General features: G+C 64.6%; 12 protein-coding genes and 1 pseudogene. 7 read left to right on the top strand and 6 right to left on the bottom strand.

Annotated elements, in window-relative coordinates; all coding sequences use genetic code 11:
* The 5 genes from AC1D00_RS05765 to AC1D00_RS05745 form a co-directional block, all read right to left on the bottom strand.
* Positions 1-459, bottom strand: a 459-nt coding sequence (locus tag AC1D00_RS05765; protein ID WP_477009994.1) for a 3-keto-5-aminohexanoate cleavage protein, incomplete at its 3' end; no start/stop codon positions are given.
* Positions 460-693: 234 nt separating this feature from the next.
* The gene (locus AC1D00_RS05760; protein ID WP_027542212.1) at positions 694-1,494 is read right to left on the bottom strand and encodes a helix-turn-helix domain-containing protein; all 801 of its coding nucleotides are present in this window, start codon (positions 1,492-1,494) and stop codon (positions 694-696) included.
* A gap of 211 nt (positions 1,495-1,705) precedes the next feature.
* Positions 1,706-2,362: a glutathione S-transferase family protein gene (locus tag AC1D00_RS05755; protein WP_477009993.1), complete on the bottom strand. Its 657-nt coding sequence runs from the start codon at positions 2,360-2,362 to the stop codon at positions 1,706-1,708.
* Complete coding sequence (locus tag AC1D00_RS05750; RefSeq protein WP_477009992.1) at positions 2,359-3,525, bottom strand: acyl-CoA dehydrogenase family protein; 1,167 nt, start codon at positions 3,523-3,525, stop codon at positions 2,359-2,361. Before AC1D00_RS05750 ends, AC1D00_RS05755 begins: the two co-directional genes overlap by 4 nt.
* A 126-nt stretch (positions 3,526-3,651) precedes the next feature.
* The gene (locus tag AC1D00_RS05745; protein ID WP_477009991.1) at positions 3,652-4,788 is read right to left on the bottom strand and encodes an acyl-CoA dehydrogenase family protein; all 1,137 of its coding nucleotides are present in this window, start codon (positions 4,786-4,788) and stop codon (positions 3,652-3,654) included.
* A gap of 264 nt (positions 4,789-5,052) precedes the next feature.
* Here AC1D00_RS05745 and AC1D00_RS05740 point away from each other — a divergent pair, with 264 nt between their 5' ends.
* Together AC1D00_RS05740 and AC1D00_RS05735 are read left to right on the top strand one after the other, a co-directional pair.
* Entirely contained in the window at positions 5,053-6,603 is a 1,551-nt protein-coding gene (locus AC1D00_RS05740) for an acyl-CoA synthetase (RefSeq protein WP_477009990.1), read from the top strand.
* A gap of 73 nt (positions 6,604-6,676) precedes the next feature.
* Complete coding sequence (locus AC1D00_RS05735; RefSeq protein WP_477009989.1) at positions 6,677-7,900, top strand: ABC transporter substrate-binding protein; 1,224 nt, start codon at positions 6,677-6,679, stop codon at positions 7,898-7,900.
* Positions 7,901-7,979: 79 nt separating this feature from the next.
* Here AC1D00_RS05735 and AC1D00_RS05730 read toward each other — a convergent pair.
* Positions 7,980-8,741, bottom strand: a pseudogene (locus AC1D00_RS05730) (helix-turn-helix transcriptional regulator).
* A gap of 186 nt (positions 8,742-8,927) precedes the next feature.
* On the opposite strand from AC1D00_RS05730, the gene AC1D00_RS05725 reads away from it, so the two are divergent.
* The 5 genes from AC1D00_RS05725 to AC1D00_RS05705 all read left to right on the top strand — a co-directional run.
* Positions 8,928-11,189, top strand: a complete 2,262-nt coding sequence (locus AC1D00_RS05725; protein WP_477009988.1) for a marine proteobacterial sortase target protein — start codon at positions 8,928-8,930, stop codon at positions 11,187-11,189.
* Between the two features lie 173 nt (positions 11,190-11,362).
* Positions 11,363-11,932: a class GN sortase gene (locus tag AC1D00_RS05720; RefSeq protein WP_404551342.1), complete on the top strand. Its 570-nt coding sequence runs from the start codon at positions 11,363-11,365 to the stop codon at positions 11,930-11,932.
* Between the two features lie 63 nt (positions 11,933-11,995).
* On the top strand, positions 11,996-12,184 hold the full coding sequence (locus AC1D00_RS05715) for a hypothetical protein (protein ID WP_477009987.1): 189 nt from the start codon (positions 11,996-11,998) through the stop codon (positions 12,182-12,184).
* Between the two features lie 17 nt (positions 12,185-12,201).
* Entirely contained in the window at positions 12,202-14,421 is a 2,220-nt protein-coding gene (locus AC1D00_RS05710) for an acetate--CoA ligase family protein (RefSeq protein ID WP_477009986.1), read from the top strand.
* 163 nt (positions 14,422-14,584) lie between these two features.
* On the top strand, positions 14,585-14,982 hold a 398-nt coding region (locus AC1D00_RS05705), incomplete at its 3' end, for an MlaD family protein (protein WP_477009985.1).

The raw sequence follows: 14,982 nt of genomic DNA, 5'->3' as shown, positions 1-14,982 counted from the left end.
GGTGCCGACCGCGTTCATGACGTCGAGATAGTCCTTTACCTTCTCGACGGCGTTGTCGAACATCATCGGCGGCCAGGCCCAGCTATTGTCGGCCTTCACTTTCAGATAATTCAGCGAGCCGGCGTTGCAGGCGGCGATCTCCGGCTTCGTCTCACGGATGCAGTCGAGCGCGCCGCTGTAGTTCGGCCCTGATACGCCCGAGGTGTGGTTGATGATCACACCGGGGCAGGCCTCCCGGATCGCCTGCTGGATCTCCTTGCTGACGCTGACTTCCCAGGACGGCAGATGTCCCTTGTTCGGCGCCTGCTGGCGCAGATGGATGTGCATGATGCTGGCGCCGGCGTCGAACGCAGCCTTGGCCTCGCGCGCCATCTGCTCGGGCGTCACAGGCACGTTGTGCTGCCTGGGGTCGGTGAGCACGCCGTTCAGCGCGCAGGTGATGACGGCCTTGTCGCTCATGCCTTGACGCTCATGGCTTGGATGTCTCGCAGGTTGAGAATTCAACGCTTGCGATCATGTGACGCGCGGCATGCGGCTTCTTGCGCGGAGAAGCTGGAAAAGGGCGAGTTGTAGGGTGGGTTAGCCGAAGGCGTAACCCACCAACGCCTCTTACCGCGGATGCAGAAGCGGTGGGTTACGCTGGCGGACTGCGCTTTGCGCGGCCGCGAGCTAACCCACCCTACAAGGGCGAGCCTAGCTCGCTTCCGCGAGCCGCACCGTCTCGGTGCTGCGATAGATCGCAAGATCGCGCGAGCCGACGAAGATCGCGCGCGGCTTCAATCCGTAGAAGCGGCGGATCGAATGGCTGAAATGGGTCGAATCGGGATAGCCGATGTCCTGCGCGAGATGGGCGAGGTTGAGATCCTGATTGGCGAAGTGCAGCAGGTGCCGCGCACGCTTCCAGGCGCGGAAGGAGCGGAACGAGATGCCGGTCTCCTCCTTGAACAGATGCAGGAACCGCGAGGCGGAGAGGCCTGCTTCCGCAGCACATGTATCCGCCGTCACCGGTTCGCCGGAGAAGCGTCCGATGCGCGCGACCGCACGCATCACCCGCGGATCGAGCACACGGCGCGGCAGCGCCTCGCCAAAGCACATCTCGTCGAATTCGGCCGTGGTGATGTCGCCGTAGCGGCGCTGGCGCAGTAGCGCGTAGGCGGCGAGGATCTTGCGGGCATAGACGGCCCGGTCCGGCCCGGTCAGCCGCTCGGCCAAAGCCTCGATCACGCCGTCCGGCATGCTTTCCGGCTCGAGCGTCACGCTGATTGCGGTGCGGTAGTCGCTGGCAATGGAATGCCGCTGGTTCGGCAGGGTGACAAACAGCTCGCCGGTGGCGAGAACGTCGTCGATCGTCAGGTGCAGATTGCCCTTGACCGCCACGTAGACATGGCAGCAGCCGGGGGTCCGCTTGCGGGGGCGGCCGAGCAGGCCGGCATAGAATACCCGTTCCGGCGTGATGAGCATCAGATGGTCGGATTCGCGACCGATATCTTCCATTGGGGTCCTCCTCGCGCGGCTCTCTGGCCGCTGCGGACGGAGGTCACCTTAGCGGAAATTTGGGCGCTGTCACGACGGGATAGCGCTGTCACGGCGCGCAATAAAAGGGTGTCATTCCGGGACGAAGGGCAGCCAAATCCGGAACCCTTCAACTACACCGTCGTCCCGGCCTAGTGCGCAATTGCGCACTAGGCCGCGACGACAATGGAGACTACGCCCTCGCCCTTGGCGCGACATTCTGCTCGACGCCGGCCTGCTGCTCTGCAGCAACCGCGCGTTTGAAGCCCTCGCGTTGCTGCAATCGCGCCCAATAGGCTGCGACATTTGGCCCAAAGTCCTTGGCGAGGCCGATATTGTCGGCGAGGCGGAGCGCGTAACCGATCACGATGTCGGCGGCGGTGAAACGGCCGGCGCACAAGGTTTCGGCATTCGCGGTCGCTGCCTCAACGGCGCGCAGCCGGCCCAGGAACCATTTGGCATAGTCGCCGGCGACCTGCGGGTTGCGGCGCTCCTCCGGCTCGAGCTGGGTGTAGCGGAGCACCAGCGTCTGCGGGAAGGTCAACGTGGCATCGCTGAAATACATCCAGTTCAGGAATGCGCCATAGGCGGGATCCTCGGGTCCCACCATCAGCGGCGTCGGCCCGTGCTTGTTACCGAGGTAATGACAGATGCCGGAAGACTCCGTCATCTTCGTCTCGCCGTCGATCATGAACGGGATGGTGCCGAGCGGATTGATGCCGAGATATTCCTTGGCGAACACCCGCGGCGGGAACGGCAGCATCTTCAACTCGTACGGCAGCCCCATCTCCTCCAGCATCCAGAGCGGACGGAACGAACGTGCGGCGTCACAGTGATAGAGCGTGATCATGATGCATTCCCTTTGCTGCCAGGCAGCGTACCCATCATCTTGCACAGGACCATCAGCATGACCTCGTCGGCGCCGCCGCCGATCGAGGTCAGACGGCTGTCGCGATAGGCACGGCTGACCGGCGTCTCGTTGGTAAAGCCCATCCCGCCCCAATATTGCAAGCAGGCGTCGGTGAGCTCGCGGCCGAGCCGGCCCGCCTTGAGCTTGGCCATGGTCGCAAGCCTGGTCACGTCCTCGCCCGCCACCAGCGCCTCGCCGGCGCGATAGATCAGCGCACGCAGCAGCTCGACCTCGGTCTGCATCTCCGCGAGCTTGAAGTGTACGACCTGATTGTCGAGGATGCTCTGGCCAAAAGCCTTGCGGTTGCGCGTGTACGCAATGGTCTCGTTGATAATGTATTCATGCGCCTTCAGGCAGGCCGCCGCGCCCCACAGACGCTCCTCCTGGAACTGGATCATCTGGTAGGTAAAGCCCTTGCCCTCCTCGCCGATCCGGTTGCGCTTGGGGATGCGGACATTGTCGAAGAAGATCTGCGCGGTGTCGGATGAGCGCATCCCCAGCTTGTCGAGCTTTCGCGCCACCGTGACGCCCTTGGCCTTCATGGGCACGCAGATCAGCGACTTGTTGCGGTGAACGGGCCCATCGCCGGTGTTGGCGAGCAGGCAGATCCAGTCGGCCTGGGTGCCGTTGGTGATCCACATCTTGCCGCCGTTGATGACGTAGTCGTCGCCGTCCGAGCGTGCGCTGGTCTTGATCGAGGCAACGTCCGAACCTGCACCGGGCTCGGAAACGCCGATGCAGGCCACGTAGTCACCGGAGATCGACGGCGCCAGGAATTCCCGTCGCACCTCGTCGGAGCCGAATCGCGCCAGCGCGGGCGTCGCCATGTCGGTCTGTACCCCGATCGCCATCGGCACGCCGCCACAGGTGATGGCCCCAAGCTCCTCCGCCATCATCAGCGCATAGGAATAATCGAGCCCGGAGCCGCCGAATTCGACCGGCTTGTTCAATCCGAGGAACCCGAGGCTGCCCATCTTCTTGAACAGCTCGTGCGCGGGGAAGATGTCGGCCTTCTCCCATTCATCGACATGAGGGTTGATCTCGCCCGCGATGAATTTTTGCAGGGAACGGCGGATCTCGTCGTGGTCGGCGGTGAATAGCATTTTGTCCTCTCGTCATTCCGGGGCATCGCGAAGCGATGAGCCCGGAATCCATTCCTCTGCGGGATCTGGAGCCCGATGGATTCCGGGCTCGCGCGCCTTGCGCGCGCCCCGGAATGACAGCGTGCATCACAGCCCCATCTGCCTCGAGGCCAGATCCTTCATGATCTCCTCGGTGCCGCCGCCGATGGCGTTGACCTTGACCTCGCGGTAGATGCGCTCGGCCTTGATGCCGCGCATGAAGCCGGCGCCGCCAAAAATCTGCACGGCTTCCGAGGCGCAGAACGCCATGGTCTGTGTCGCCTGGTTCTTCATCATGCAGATTTCGGCGACCGGACTTTCGCCCTGCTCCAGACGCCAGGCCAGCATCTCCAGCATCGCCTGCGACGCCGCCACCTTCTGCGCCATGTCGACGATCTTGTGCCTGATGACCTGGTGCTGGGCGAGCGGCTTGCCGAAGGTCTTGCGCTCCCTGGCGTAGGCAGTCGCCTCGTCGAGACAGACGCGCGCAAACGCGGTGCAGCTCGCCGCCATGCCCATGCGCTCGCTGTTGAAATTCTGCATGATGATCTTGAAGCCCTGGCCCTCCTCGCCGATCAGATTTTCGGCCGGCACGCGGCAGTCGTCGAAATGCAGCGTCGCGGTGTCGGAGGCCCACCATCCCATCTTCTTCAATTTCGTGCGCGACAGGCCGGGCGTGTCGCCCYCGATCAGGAGCAGGCTGACGCCGCCGGCACCCTCGCCGCCGGTACGCACCGCAACGGTCAGATAGTCCGCGCGCACGCCCGAGGTGATGAAGGTCTTCTCGCCGCTCACGACGTAGTGATCGCCGTCGCGCCGCGCTCGGGTGCGCAGGCCCGCAACGTCCGAACCACCGCCCGGTTCGGTGATCGCAAGCGCGGAGATCTTCTCGCCCGCCAGCACCTGCGGCAGCACGCGCGCCTTCACCTCCGGCCGCGCCGCACGCGCAATCGGCGGCGAGCCGATGGTATGGCTCATCAGGCTGGCGCTGACGCCGCCGGCGCCGGCCCGCGCCAGTTCCTGGCTCGCCACGATCCTCATGAACTGGTCGGCGGCAATCCCGCCATATTCCTCCGGGAATCCCAGCCCCAACAGCCCGATCTCCGCCGCCTTGCGATAGAGCGCGCGGGGAAATTCCCCGGCCTCGTCCCATTCATGGGCGAAAGGGGTGATCTCCTTCTCGACGAAGCGACGCATCATTTCGCGGAAGGCGTCGTGCTCGGCGGTATAGAACGGGCTCTTCATCGCACTCTCGCCTCGCGGACGGATTCGTCTCATCCACCATGGCTGGAACCTGGGCAGCTCACTTGCGCGGAGTGGCTGACCCGGAAAGGCCATTCAGCAGGGCATCACCTAGCAACTCAACGCAAGACGGTTTTCGCCCCTCGCGCGCCAACTCCAAGTCAAAAAAGACGTGGTGCACAAACTCCGGCTGACCCCAGGGCCACGCCGGGCATGGTGCACGGCAATAGGGGCGCAGGCGGCACAAGACCGCCGAAGGAGGAACTTTTGGCCGTTCGTTACTACGACTGGATCGCCCATCATGGCCGCCGCACGCCTGGCAAGGTCGCGATCATCGACCTCGCGAGCGAGCGCCGCTTCACCTATTCGCAGATGGATGCGAGAGTCTCGCGTCTCGCCTCGTTCCTGCGCCACACGCTGAAGGTCTCGCGCGGCGACCGCGTCGCGGTGCTGGCGCTGAACACGACCGATACGCTGGAGGTGCAGTTCGCCTGCGGGCGGTTAGGTGCGATCTTCGTGCCGCTGAACACCCGCCTTACCGTTCCCGAACTCCAGTTCATCACCGCCGACTGTGCGCCGAAGGTGATGATCCATGATGCCGACCTCGCCGAGACCGCGCTGAGCGTTGCCAAACTCTGCGGTGTCGCGACCAGCCTGCTGCTCGGTCCCGGCGGCGCCTACGAGGCCGGCATCGCCGCGGCAAAGCCGCTCGACCGGATCGAGGAGGTCACGCTCGATGACGTCTCGACCATCATGTACACGTCCGGCACCACGGGTCATCCGAAGGGCGCGACCATCACCCATGGCATGACGTTCTGGAATTGCGTCAATCTCGGCGGCCCCGCCTGCATCGGGCCGTCCTCGGTGCTGCTCACCGTGCTGCCGCTGTTCCATACCGGCGGGCTCAATTGCTACACCAATCCGGTGCTGCATACCGGCGGCACCGTGATGATCATGCGGGCCTTCGATCCCGGCACGGCGCTCGACCTGATCAACGATCCCGCGCAGGGCATCAACGTGTTCTTCGGCGTCCCCGCGATCTACCAGTTCATGGCGCAGCATCCCGCCTTCGCAACGACCGACCTGACCCGGCTGATCGTCGGCGGTGTCGGCGGCGCGCCGATGCCGGTGCCGCTGCTGAAGGTCTGGGAGGCGCGCGGCGTCGCGCTCCAGCAGGGCTACGGCATGACCGAGACCTCGCCGGCCGTGCTGGTGCTCGACCGCGAGGATGCGGCGCGCAAGGCCGGCTCCGCCGGCAAGCCGGTGCTGCACACGGAGGTGCGGATCGTGCGGCCCGACGGCAGCGACGCCGATGTCGGCGAGCTTGGCGAGCTCTGGGTGAAGGGACCGAACATCACGCCCGGCTACTGGAACAGGCCGGAGGCGAACAAATCCTCCTTTACCGACGGCTGGCTGCACACGGGCGATGCGACGCGCGTCGACGAAGAAGGCTTCTACTACATCGTCGACCGCTGGAAGGACATGTACATTTCCGGCGGCGAGAACGTCTATCCGGCCGAGGTCGAGAACGTCCTGCACCAGCTTGGCGCCATCGCCGAAGCCGCCGTGATCGGCATTCCCGATTCGCAATGGGGTGAGGTGGGCCTTGCCATCGTCGCGGTCAAGCCGGGACAAAGGCTGACGGAGGCGGACGTCTTTGCGCACTGTGCCGCCAATCTCGCGCGCTTCAAATGCCCACGTCAGGTCCGCTTCGTCGACGCGCTGCCGCGCAACGCCACGGGCAAGATCCACAAGCCGACCTTGCGCAAGGAGTTTTCGGCGGCCTCCGAAGTCGACAGGAAAGTCGCCAACGCCTGATCGAAGCGCCCCTCGTGGGCGCTTTTTGTTTTGACGTGCCTGCTCCAACCAACAAGAAACCGAAGGAATTTCCATGAAGAACAAGAAACTCGCCCTGCTTGCCGCCGCAGCGGCCCTGACATTGCTTTCGGCTCAGGGCGCCCAGGCGCAGAAGAAATACGACACTGGCGCCAGCGATACCGAGATCAGGATCGGCAATGTCGAGGCCTATTCCGGTCCCGCCTCCGCCTACGGCGTGATCGGCAAGACCGAAGAGGCCTATTTCAAGATGATCAACGATCAGGGCGGCATCAACGGCCGCAAGATCAACTGGATCTCCTATGACGACGGCTATTCGCCGCCGAAGACCGTGGAGCAGGTCCGCAAGCTGATCGAGAGCGACGAAGTGTTCCTGGTGTTCAACGCGCTGGGCACGCCGACGCAGACGGCCGTGCAGAAGTATCACAACGCCAAGAAGATCCCGCAGCTCTTCCTCGCCACCGGCGCCAGCAAGTGGAACGACCCGCAAAATTTCCCGTGGACCATGGGCTTCCAGCCGAGCTACCGCGTCGAGGCGCGGATCTTCGCCAAGTACATCCTGAAGGAGAAGCCGGACGCGAAGGTCGCGATCTTCTATGCCAATGACGATTTCGGCAAGGACTACGTCGCCGGTATCAAGGATGTGTTCGGCGACAAGGCATCGAAGCTGATCGTGGCCGAAGAGAGCTACGAGACCTCGGAGCCATCGATCGACTCGCACATCGTCAAGCTCAAGGGCACCGGCGCGGATGTCTTCGTGAACATCTCGACCCCGAAATTCGCGGCGCAAGCCATCAAGAAGATCGCGGAGCTGGAATGGAAGCCGATGCACCTGATGACGGACGTTTCGGTGTCCATCGGCGCGGTGATGAAGCCCGCCGGCCTCGAAGCCTCCGAGGGCGTGCTGTCGGCCGGCTATCTGAAGGACGCGTCGGATCCGCAGTGGAAAGACGACGAGGGCATGAAGAAGTTCATGGCCTTCATCGACAAATACATGCCCGGCGCGAACATCTCGGACGCCAATCTGGTCTACGGCTATGCCGCGGCCCAGACGATGGTGCAGGTGCTGAAGCAGGCGGGCGACAATCTCACCCGCGAGAACGTGATGAAGCAGGCCGCCAGCCTGAAGGACTTCGCTCCCGATACGCTGATCCCGGGAATCAAGATCAACACCTCGCCGACCGACTTCGCACCGATCGAGCAGCTCAAGATGTGGCGGTTCAAGAACGGCCAGTGGGAACTGTTCGGCCCCATCATCAGCGCGGAGCCAAGCGGCTAGTTCTCGGCGAACCGTCCGTGCATGGGAGATGGCGGCCACGAGGCCGCCATCTCTTTATCCGCGGATCTCCAGGGTGAACCTATGCCGGCAAGAACAGCGCGAACGGCTCTTCCACCGTGCGACGCAGGTGTTTTCGGTACAGCTCATAGTTGGCGTCGTCGGGCGCAACCCGTCCCAAAGAGGGCTTGGGAACATTCCTGAGCGGCACATAGGCGATCGGCGCTGCGATCGGCGTCAGCTACGAGCCGGGGCCGGCGCGGAGCGTCGAGATGATGCCGTACATCTCGCCGGCGACCGTCGGCCGCGACACCGTGATCACGCGGTGCTGGCCGTGCTTGATGATGACGAGATAGATGAAGCCAGACTGATGCGGCACCGCGACCTCGCCGGTGTGCTCATAGGCGGCATCGGTCCGATCGCCCTCGCGGAAGACCAGCGACGAGACTTTCGGCTCCCATACGATCTCGGTGCGGTAGGCGAAGATCGCGTTCTTGTCGCCGAATGACGGCCGTAGCGTGATGTAGGCATCCTCGAGCCAGGTCACCGCGCGATGCGCATAGGAGCCGAGGCTGTCGGGCGCGACATCGTTTGCGGCCGGAGGCGTCACGACGATGGCGCTCTTGCGCAACGATACGCCCAGCGCCTGCTCCAGCCGGACCGTCGTCGCCAGCGTGAACGGCCGGCGCCCGCCGAGCACCTTCTCCAGCGTCGACAGGCTGAGCTTGGCCTGCTCCGCCAGCGCCTGCCGGGAGATCCGGCGTCTGGCGAGCTCCTCGCGAATGGTCTCCGCGATCTCGCGGCTCTGCTCGTCCGAAAGCTGCTTGTCGGCCTGCATCTGCATCGTCAACCCTGCCTTTGGAGCACCATTCTAGCAGGGCGGACAGACCAGCACAAAACCGCACATGGCCACCCGGCCGCGACCCGCCCGGGCCGGCCGCGGCGGAACATTGCCGATCATTCTGCTCGCGAAATCAGGCTCTCCCGGCGGATGCTGAAGGCCAGCAAACATCCTTCGGGAGCAAGCCAAATGAACACCTACGACACAGCCGACCACGACGAGCACCCCCTGCTGGGCCGGCTGATCAAGCTCGGATTGTTCCTTCTCGCGCAGGGCATCGCAGTGATGCTGGTCGCCTTCGTGGCCCTGCTGGTGAGCTTCGGGACGAGTTGGTCGGCAACGACCGAACAGGCCAGCCTGCTCCAGCCCGGCGATGCCAGGTCCGGCACCCTCCTCCTGAAGGAAGATGGCGCCTACACCGAAGCGATCCGTCTCGGCATCGATGTCGATATCACGGTATCAGGCCCGACGCTGCGCACACGCGTCACCCAGGCGTTCCGCAATCCGACCAAGGACTGGGTCGAGGCCACCTATGTCTACCCGCTCGCGACCAATGGCGCCGTCGATACGATGAAGATGGTGGTCGGCGACCGCGTCATCGTCGGCGACGTCAAGGAGCGGCAGCAGGCGCGCGTGATCTACGAACAGGCGCGCAGCGCCGGCCAGAAGGCTGCGCTCACCGAGCAGGAGCGGCCCAACATCTTCACCAACTCGGTTGCCAATATTGGTCCCGGCGAAACCGTGCTGGTGCAGATCGAATATCAGGAGCCGGTGCATCAATCTGGCAACGAATATTCGCTGCGCGTGCCGCTGGTGGTCGCCCCGCGCTACAATCCGGCGCCGATCGTGCAGAGTGTCGACTTCCGCAACGACGGCTCCGGCTGGGGCGCCACGTCCGATCCCGTGCCAGACCGCGACCGTATTTCCCCGACGGTGCTGGACCCCGCCAGGAATGCGCCCGTTAACCCGACCAGCATCACGGTGCGTCTGAAGGCCGGCTTTGCGGTCGGCGAGGTCAAGAGCCACCATCACAACGTCAAGACCGAGAGCCCGGACAACGCCACGCGCATCGTCACGCTCGCCGACGGCGCGGTGCCCGCCGACCGCGATTTCGAACTGACGTGGACGCCGGCGGCCCAGAAAGCACCGTCGGTCGGCCTGTTCCGCGAGCATGTCGGCGATGCCGATTATCTGCTCGCCTTCGTCACGCCGCCGAGCGCCGAGCAGGCGACGCAAAAGCCGCTGCCGCGCGAGGTCGTGTTCGTGATCGACAATTCCGGCTCGATGGGCGGCACCTCGATCGTCCAGGCCAAGGCGAGCCTGCTTTACGCACTCGGTCGCCTCCAGCCGGCCGACCGCTTCAACGTGATCCGTTTCGACGATACGATGGACGTGCTGTTTCCGGCCTCCGTGCCGGCGGATGCCGCGCATGTCGGCGAGGCGACCTCGTTCGTCAGCGCGTTGCAGGCACGTGGCGGCACCGAGATGGTGCCGGCGATGCGGGCTGCGCTGACCGACAAGCTCAGCGACACCGGCATGGTTCGTCAGGTCGTGTTCCTGACCGACGGCGCGATCGGCAACGAGCAGCAATTGTTCGAGACGATCACCGCGATGCGCGGCCGCTCTCGCGTGTTCATGGTCGGCATCGGGTCCGCGCCCAACACCCATCTGATGACGCGCGCTTCCGAGCTCGGCCGCGGCGCCTTCACCCATATCGGCTCCGTCGAGCAGGTCGAGGAGCGCATGCGCGGCTTGTTCGCGAAGCTGGAAAATCCCGCAGTGACCGGCCTCAGCGCAAAGTTCTCCGAAGCCACGGCCGACGTCACCCCGGCGATCATTCCCGACGTCTATCGCGACGAGCCCCTGGTGCTGGCGGCCAGGCTCGACAAACTCGCAGGCTCGCTCGAGATCAAGGGACGCGTCGGCGACCGTTCGTGGTCGGTGACGCTGCCGTTGCAAAATGCCGCCGAAGGCAAGGGCCTGTCAAAACTCTGGGCCAAGCGCAAGATCGGCGATGCCGAAGTGGCGCGCACGATGCGCGAGATGACGCCGGAAGAGGCCGACAAGGCGATCCTGGCACTGGCGCTCGACCATCAGATCGTCACGCGACTCACCAGCCTCGTCGCGGTCGACAAGACGCCGAGCCGTCCCGAAGGCGCACCGCTCAAGCTCAGCGAATTGCCGGTCAACCTGCCGGCCGGCTGGGATTTCGAGAAGATCTTCGGCGAGCGGCCGCAGCAGGCACCGACGCAGCAGCGCGAACGTCATGCCGATGCGCGCAACCAGCCGGCGACGAGGCGGCCGACACCCGCCGCACCCGATRCGATCCGCCTGCCCAAGACCGCCACCTCGGCCGAGCTGAAGATGATCGCAGGTCTGATCCTGATCGTGCTCGCCCTGATCCTGTTCGTGTTCAACCGGCGTCGGCCCTTGCTCACCGACGCCGCTTGAGAGAGGAGCCCCCCGAACTCCTCTGTTAGCGCGCGCGGCTGCCCGTCCCCTACCCAACGGCCGCGCGCGCCTTTTTCCTACTGTCATTGCGAGCGCAGCGAAGCAATCCAGACTGCCTCCGCGGAAAGAATCTGGATTGCTTCGCTTCGCTCGCAATGACGATCGTGGATAGAATGCCCCGCCTCATCTCTCCCCTGGTTCTCGCGCTGATCGGCCTCATCCTGTTCGGCGACGGTGCCTACATCCACGCCAAGGCCTGGCTCGCGCAGGTGCTGCTGGAGCGCGCATTCGACAGAAGCGTCGCGACGGGCCAGGCGGTCAAGCCATGGTCATGGGCCGACACATGGCCGGTCGCCCGGATCGAGGTGAAGCGGATCGGCGCCAGCGCCATCGTGCTGGAGAGCGCGAGCGGCCAGGCACTTGCTTTCGGACCCGGCCACATCCAGCAAACGGTCGATGCCGGCGAGCGCGGCGTTGCCGTATATGCCGCACATCGCGACACACATTTCCGGTTCCTGCGGAATGTTGCCATGGGTGACGTGATCGAGATCACCCGCCGCGACGGCAAGCATTTCCGCTATCGTGCGGATTCTTCGGCCGTGGTCCGTTTCGACGCGTCGGGCATCGATCCCGCGACGCAGGGTTTCGAGCTCGTGCTCACAACCTGCTGGCCGTTCGACGCCGTCACGTCCGGTCCCGAACGCTACATCTTGCACGCGATCTTGATCGGCGCCGACGAATAGGTTCCCTCATCCATCTCCATCCTGTGGGATGCCTTCCTGTCGACGCCATCGATCGAACAGCAATTGCTGGAACGCCATGTCGACGATCGCTGGCTGCCGCGCCGGCAAACCGTTCGCACTTTCGCCCAAAGTCCGGTGATGCTAGCCTTCCTGCATGAAGCCCTGCCCATTCCGTCTGGCGGCATTGCGCCCTTCGTGATTGCCTCGCCAGAACCCGCCATCGAACAGAACGACGCGCTGCAACAAGAATAAAAATTGAGGATTGCGCCATGGAAGCCCAGGTGTCTGCTGCATCCTTCTCTTCTCGCCCATGGTCTCCATCGCCCGACGCCAGCGACATCGTGAAGGGCATCCATGCCATGCTGCACCCGCACAACATCGTGCTGGTGGGCGCGACCGACAAGCCCGGCAATTATGCCGAGCGTATCTGGAACAACCTGGTCAAATACGGCTTCGAGGGCGGGCTCTATCCGGTCAACGCCAAACGCGAGACGATCTGGGGTGTGCCCTGCTACAAGGACTTTGCGAGCCTTCCGGAAAAACCCGATCATGTCCTGGTGCTGGTGCCTGCGCGCTTCGCCGTGCAGGTGATCCGCGATGCCGCCGCGGCCGGCGCACGCTCGGCCACCATCGTCACCTCCGGCTTCAGCGAGTTGCAGGATGATGAGAGCCAGAAGCTCGCAGCCGAACTGCAAGCGGCGGTGCGCGAGACGGGCCTCGCCGTCACCGGCCCGAATTGCCTCGGCAACTTGAGCGCCGGCGAAAAGCTCTTCACCAATATCGACGACCGTGTCGTCACCATGGAGCAGGGCGCGGTGGCGATCGCCGGGCAATCCGGCGCCATCGTCATGGCGATCCGCCAGGCACTGGAGGATCGTGGCGTCGGTGTCGGCTACATGGTGACGACCGGCAACGAGGCCGGGCTCGAGACGCCGGACCTGATGCGTTATTTCGCGGAGGATCCGAGCATCAAGGTGATCGTCGTCTACCTCGAGGGCGTGCGCAACACCAAGGCCTTTCGCGATGCCTGCAAGGCGGCGCGCGCAGCGAGCAAACCCGTGATCGCGCTCAAGCTCGGCGCATCCGAGGGCGGCCGCGCCGCGGCGATGGCGCACACCGGCGCACTCGCGGGCTCGATCGAGACGTTCGACGCCATCGCAACGCGTGAAGGTGTCATCCGGGTCGGCGGGCTCGACGAGTTGATCGAGACCACCGAATGCTTCGTCCACGCCGCAGTGCCCAAAGGCGCCCGGCTCGCCGCGGTCACGCTGTCCGGCGGCAAGCGCGGCATGCTGATCGACGCGTTCTACGCCGAGGGCTTGAACTTCGCGCCGCTCAGCCCGCATGTCAGCTCGGAGCTGGCGAAGATGCTCGGGCCCGGATCGATCGTCGGCAACCCGCTCGACGCCGGCTTTGCCGCGGTCGTCGATCCCTCCGTCTACATGAAGTCGATCAAGCTGATGATCGACGACCCCGATATCGACATCGTCATCGTCGATGCCGAGCTGCCGAAGGCGCCGCACGAGCTGCGCGAGCGCAACCTGCGCATCGTCGACGAGATGGCGAGCCGGGCCTCAAAGCCCGTGATCTACATCAGCGCGATGTCGATCGGCTTCACCGAGTTCACCAAGACCTTACGCAAATCGCTGCCGCATCTCGCGGTCATGCAGGGCATGGATCGCGCGGTGACCGCGATCAGGTCGCTGCTCGCCTATGCGAAGCTGCGCAAGGAAGTCCCCGACATCGTCTCGAGCTCGAAACCCGCCGCGCGTGCCGAGCTGGAAAAGGCGCTGACATCGGCAAGCGGCGCCGCGCTCGACGAAGTCGCCTCGAAGAAGCTCCTGAAGGCGTATGGCATCCCGATCTCGAAGGAAGCGATCGCACAGACGGCGGTGGAAGCCGTGAAGATCGCGAAACAGATCGGCTTCCCGGTCGTGGCAAAGGTCGTCAGCGCCGAGATCCTGCACAAGTCCGACATCGGCGGCGTGGTGCTGAACCTGAGCAATGCGGCCGAGGTGAGGAAGGCGTTCGTCGACATCACCGCGCGGGTGAAGAGGCTGAAGGGCAAGCCGAGGCTCGACGGCATCCTGATCGCGCAGCAGGTCAAGGCCGACCTCGAACTCGTGGTCGGTGCCTCGCTCGATGCCGAGATGGGTCCGGTCGTGCTGTTCGGCACCGGCGGCATCGACATCGAGCTGATGAAGGACGTCGCGCTCGCCGGCGCGCCGCTGGACGAGGCCGAGGCGCGGCTCCTGATCGGTCGCACCAAGGCCGGCATCAAGATGCGCGGCTATCGCGGCAAGCCGGCCTTGCACGAGGCCTCCGCGGTGAAGGCGCTGGTCGGCCTGTCCAACCTGATCGCGGATGCCGGCGACCGGATCGCCTCGATCGACATCAATCCGTTCCTGATCAACCCCAGGACGGGCGTCGCCGTTGATGCCCTGATCGTGCTGARCAATGCTGCGGCAAAGCGCGCGGCCGGGCATTGATGTCGCGTAGGGCGGATTAGCGCAGCGTAATCCGCCATTTTGCACGGTGAATGCGGAGAGCAGTGGCGGGTTACGCTTCGCTAACCCGCCCTACGTACGATTGCGGCCGGAGCAGCATCCGGGCTCCTTCCAACTTCCCCGCTTTGGCCCTAGACTCAGCCTTATGGCACGCGCGAGCAATCTGGTGATCGGAACGGCGACGCTGGCGGTGATCGCCGTGGCGTTCGGCGGCCTGCTCGGCGTGCAGAAATGGCGCACCATCCAGAGTCGCAGCCAGTTGCGCGTGGTGTTCGAAGGCGGTTCCGCCAGCGGCCTGCGCCGCGGCGGGCCGGTCAATTTCGACGGCGTGCCCGCCGGCCAGATCCTGTCGATCAAGCTGGACAATCCTCGCAAGGTCGTGGCGCTGGTGATGCTCGACAACACCGCGCCGATCCGCAAGGACACCGTCGCGGGCATCGAATTCCAGGGCCTGACCGGCGTCGCCGCGATCTCGCTGATCCGCAAGGACACCGTCGCGGGCATCGAATTCCAGGGCCTGACCGGCGTCGCCGCGATCTCGCT

Source organism: Bradyrhizobium sp. P2_E8, assembly GCF_056403875.1.
Note: the sequence above shows the minus strand (reverse complement) of the source record. Positions and strands in the feature narration are given on the sequence as shown.

Bases quoted from the DNA above. Each gene is read 5' to 3' on its own strand.
- AC1D00_RS05735 (WP_477009989.1), top strand. From the start codon at position 6,677: ATGAAGAACAAGAAACTCGCCCTGCTTGCCGCCGCAGCGGCCCTGACA.
- AC1D00_RS05720 (WP_404551342.1), top strand. From the start codon at position 11,363: ATGCCCCGCCTCATCTCTCCCCTGGTTCTCGCGCTGATCGGCCTCATC.
- AC1D00_RS05760 (WP_027542212.1), bottom strand. From the start codon at position 1,494: ATGGAAGATATCGGTCGCGAATCCGACCATCTGATGCTCATCACGCCG.
- AC1D00_RS05750 (WP_477009992.1), bottom strand. From the start codon at position 3,525: ATGCTATTCACCGCCGACCACGACGAGATCCGCCGTTCCCTGCAAAAA.
- AC1D00_RS05755 (WP_477009993.1), bottom strand. From the start codon at position 2,362: ATGATCACGCTCTATCACTGTGACGCCGCACGTTCGTTCCGTCCGCTC.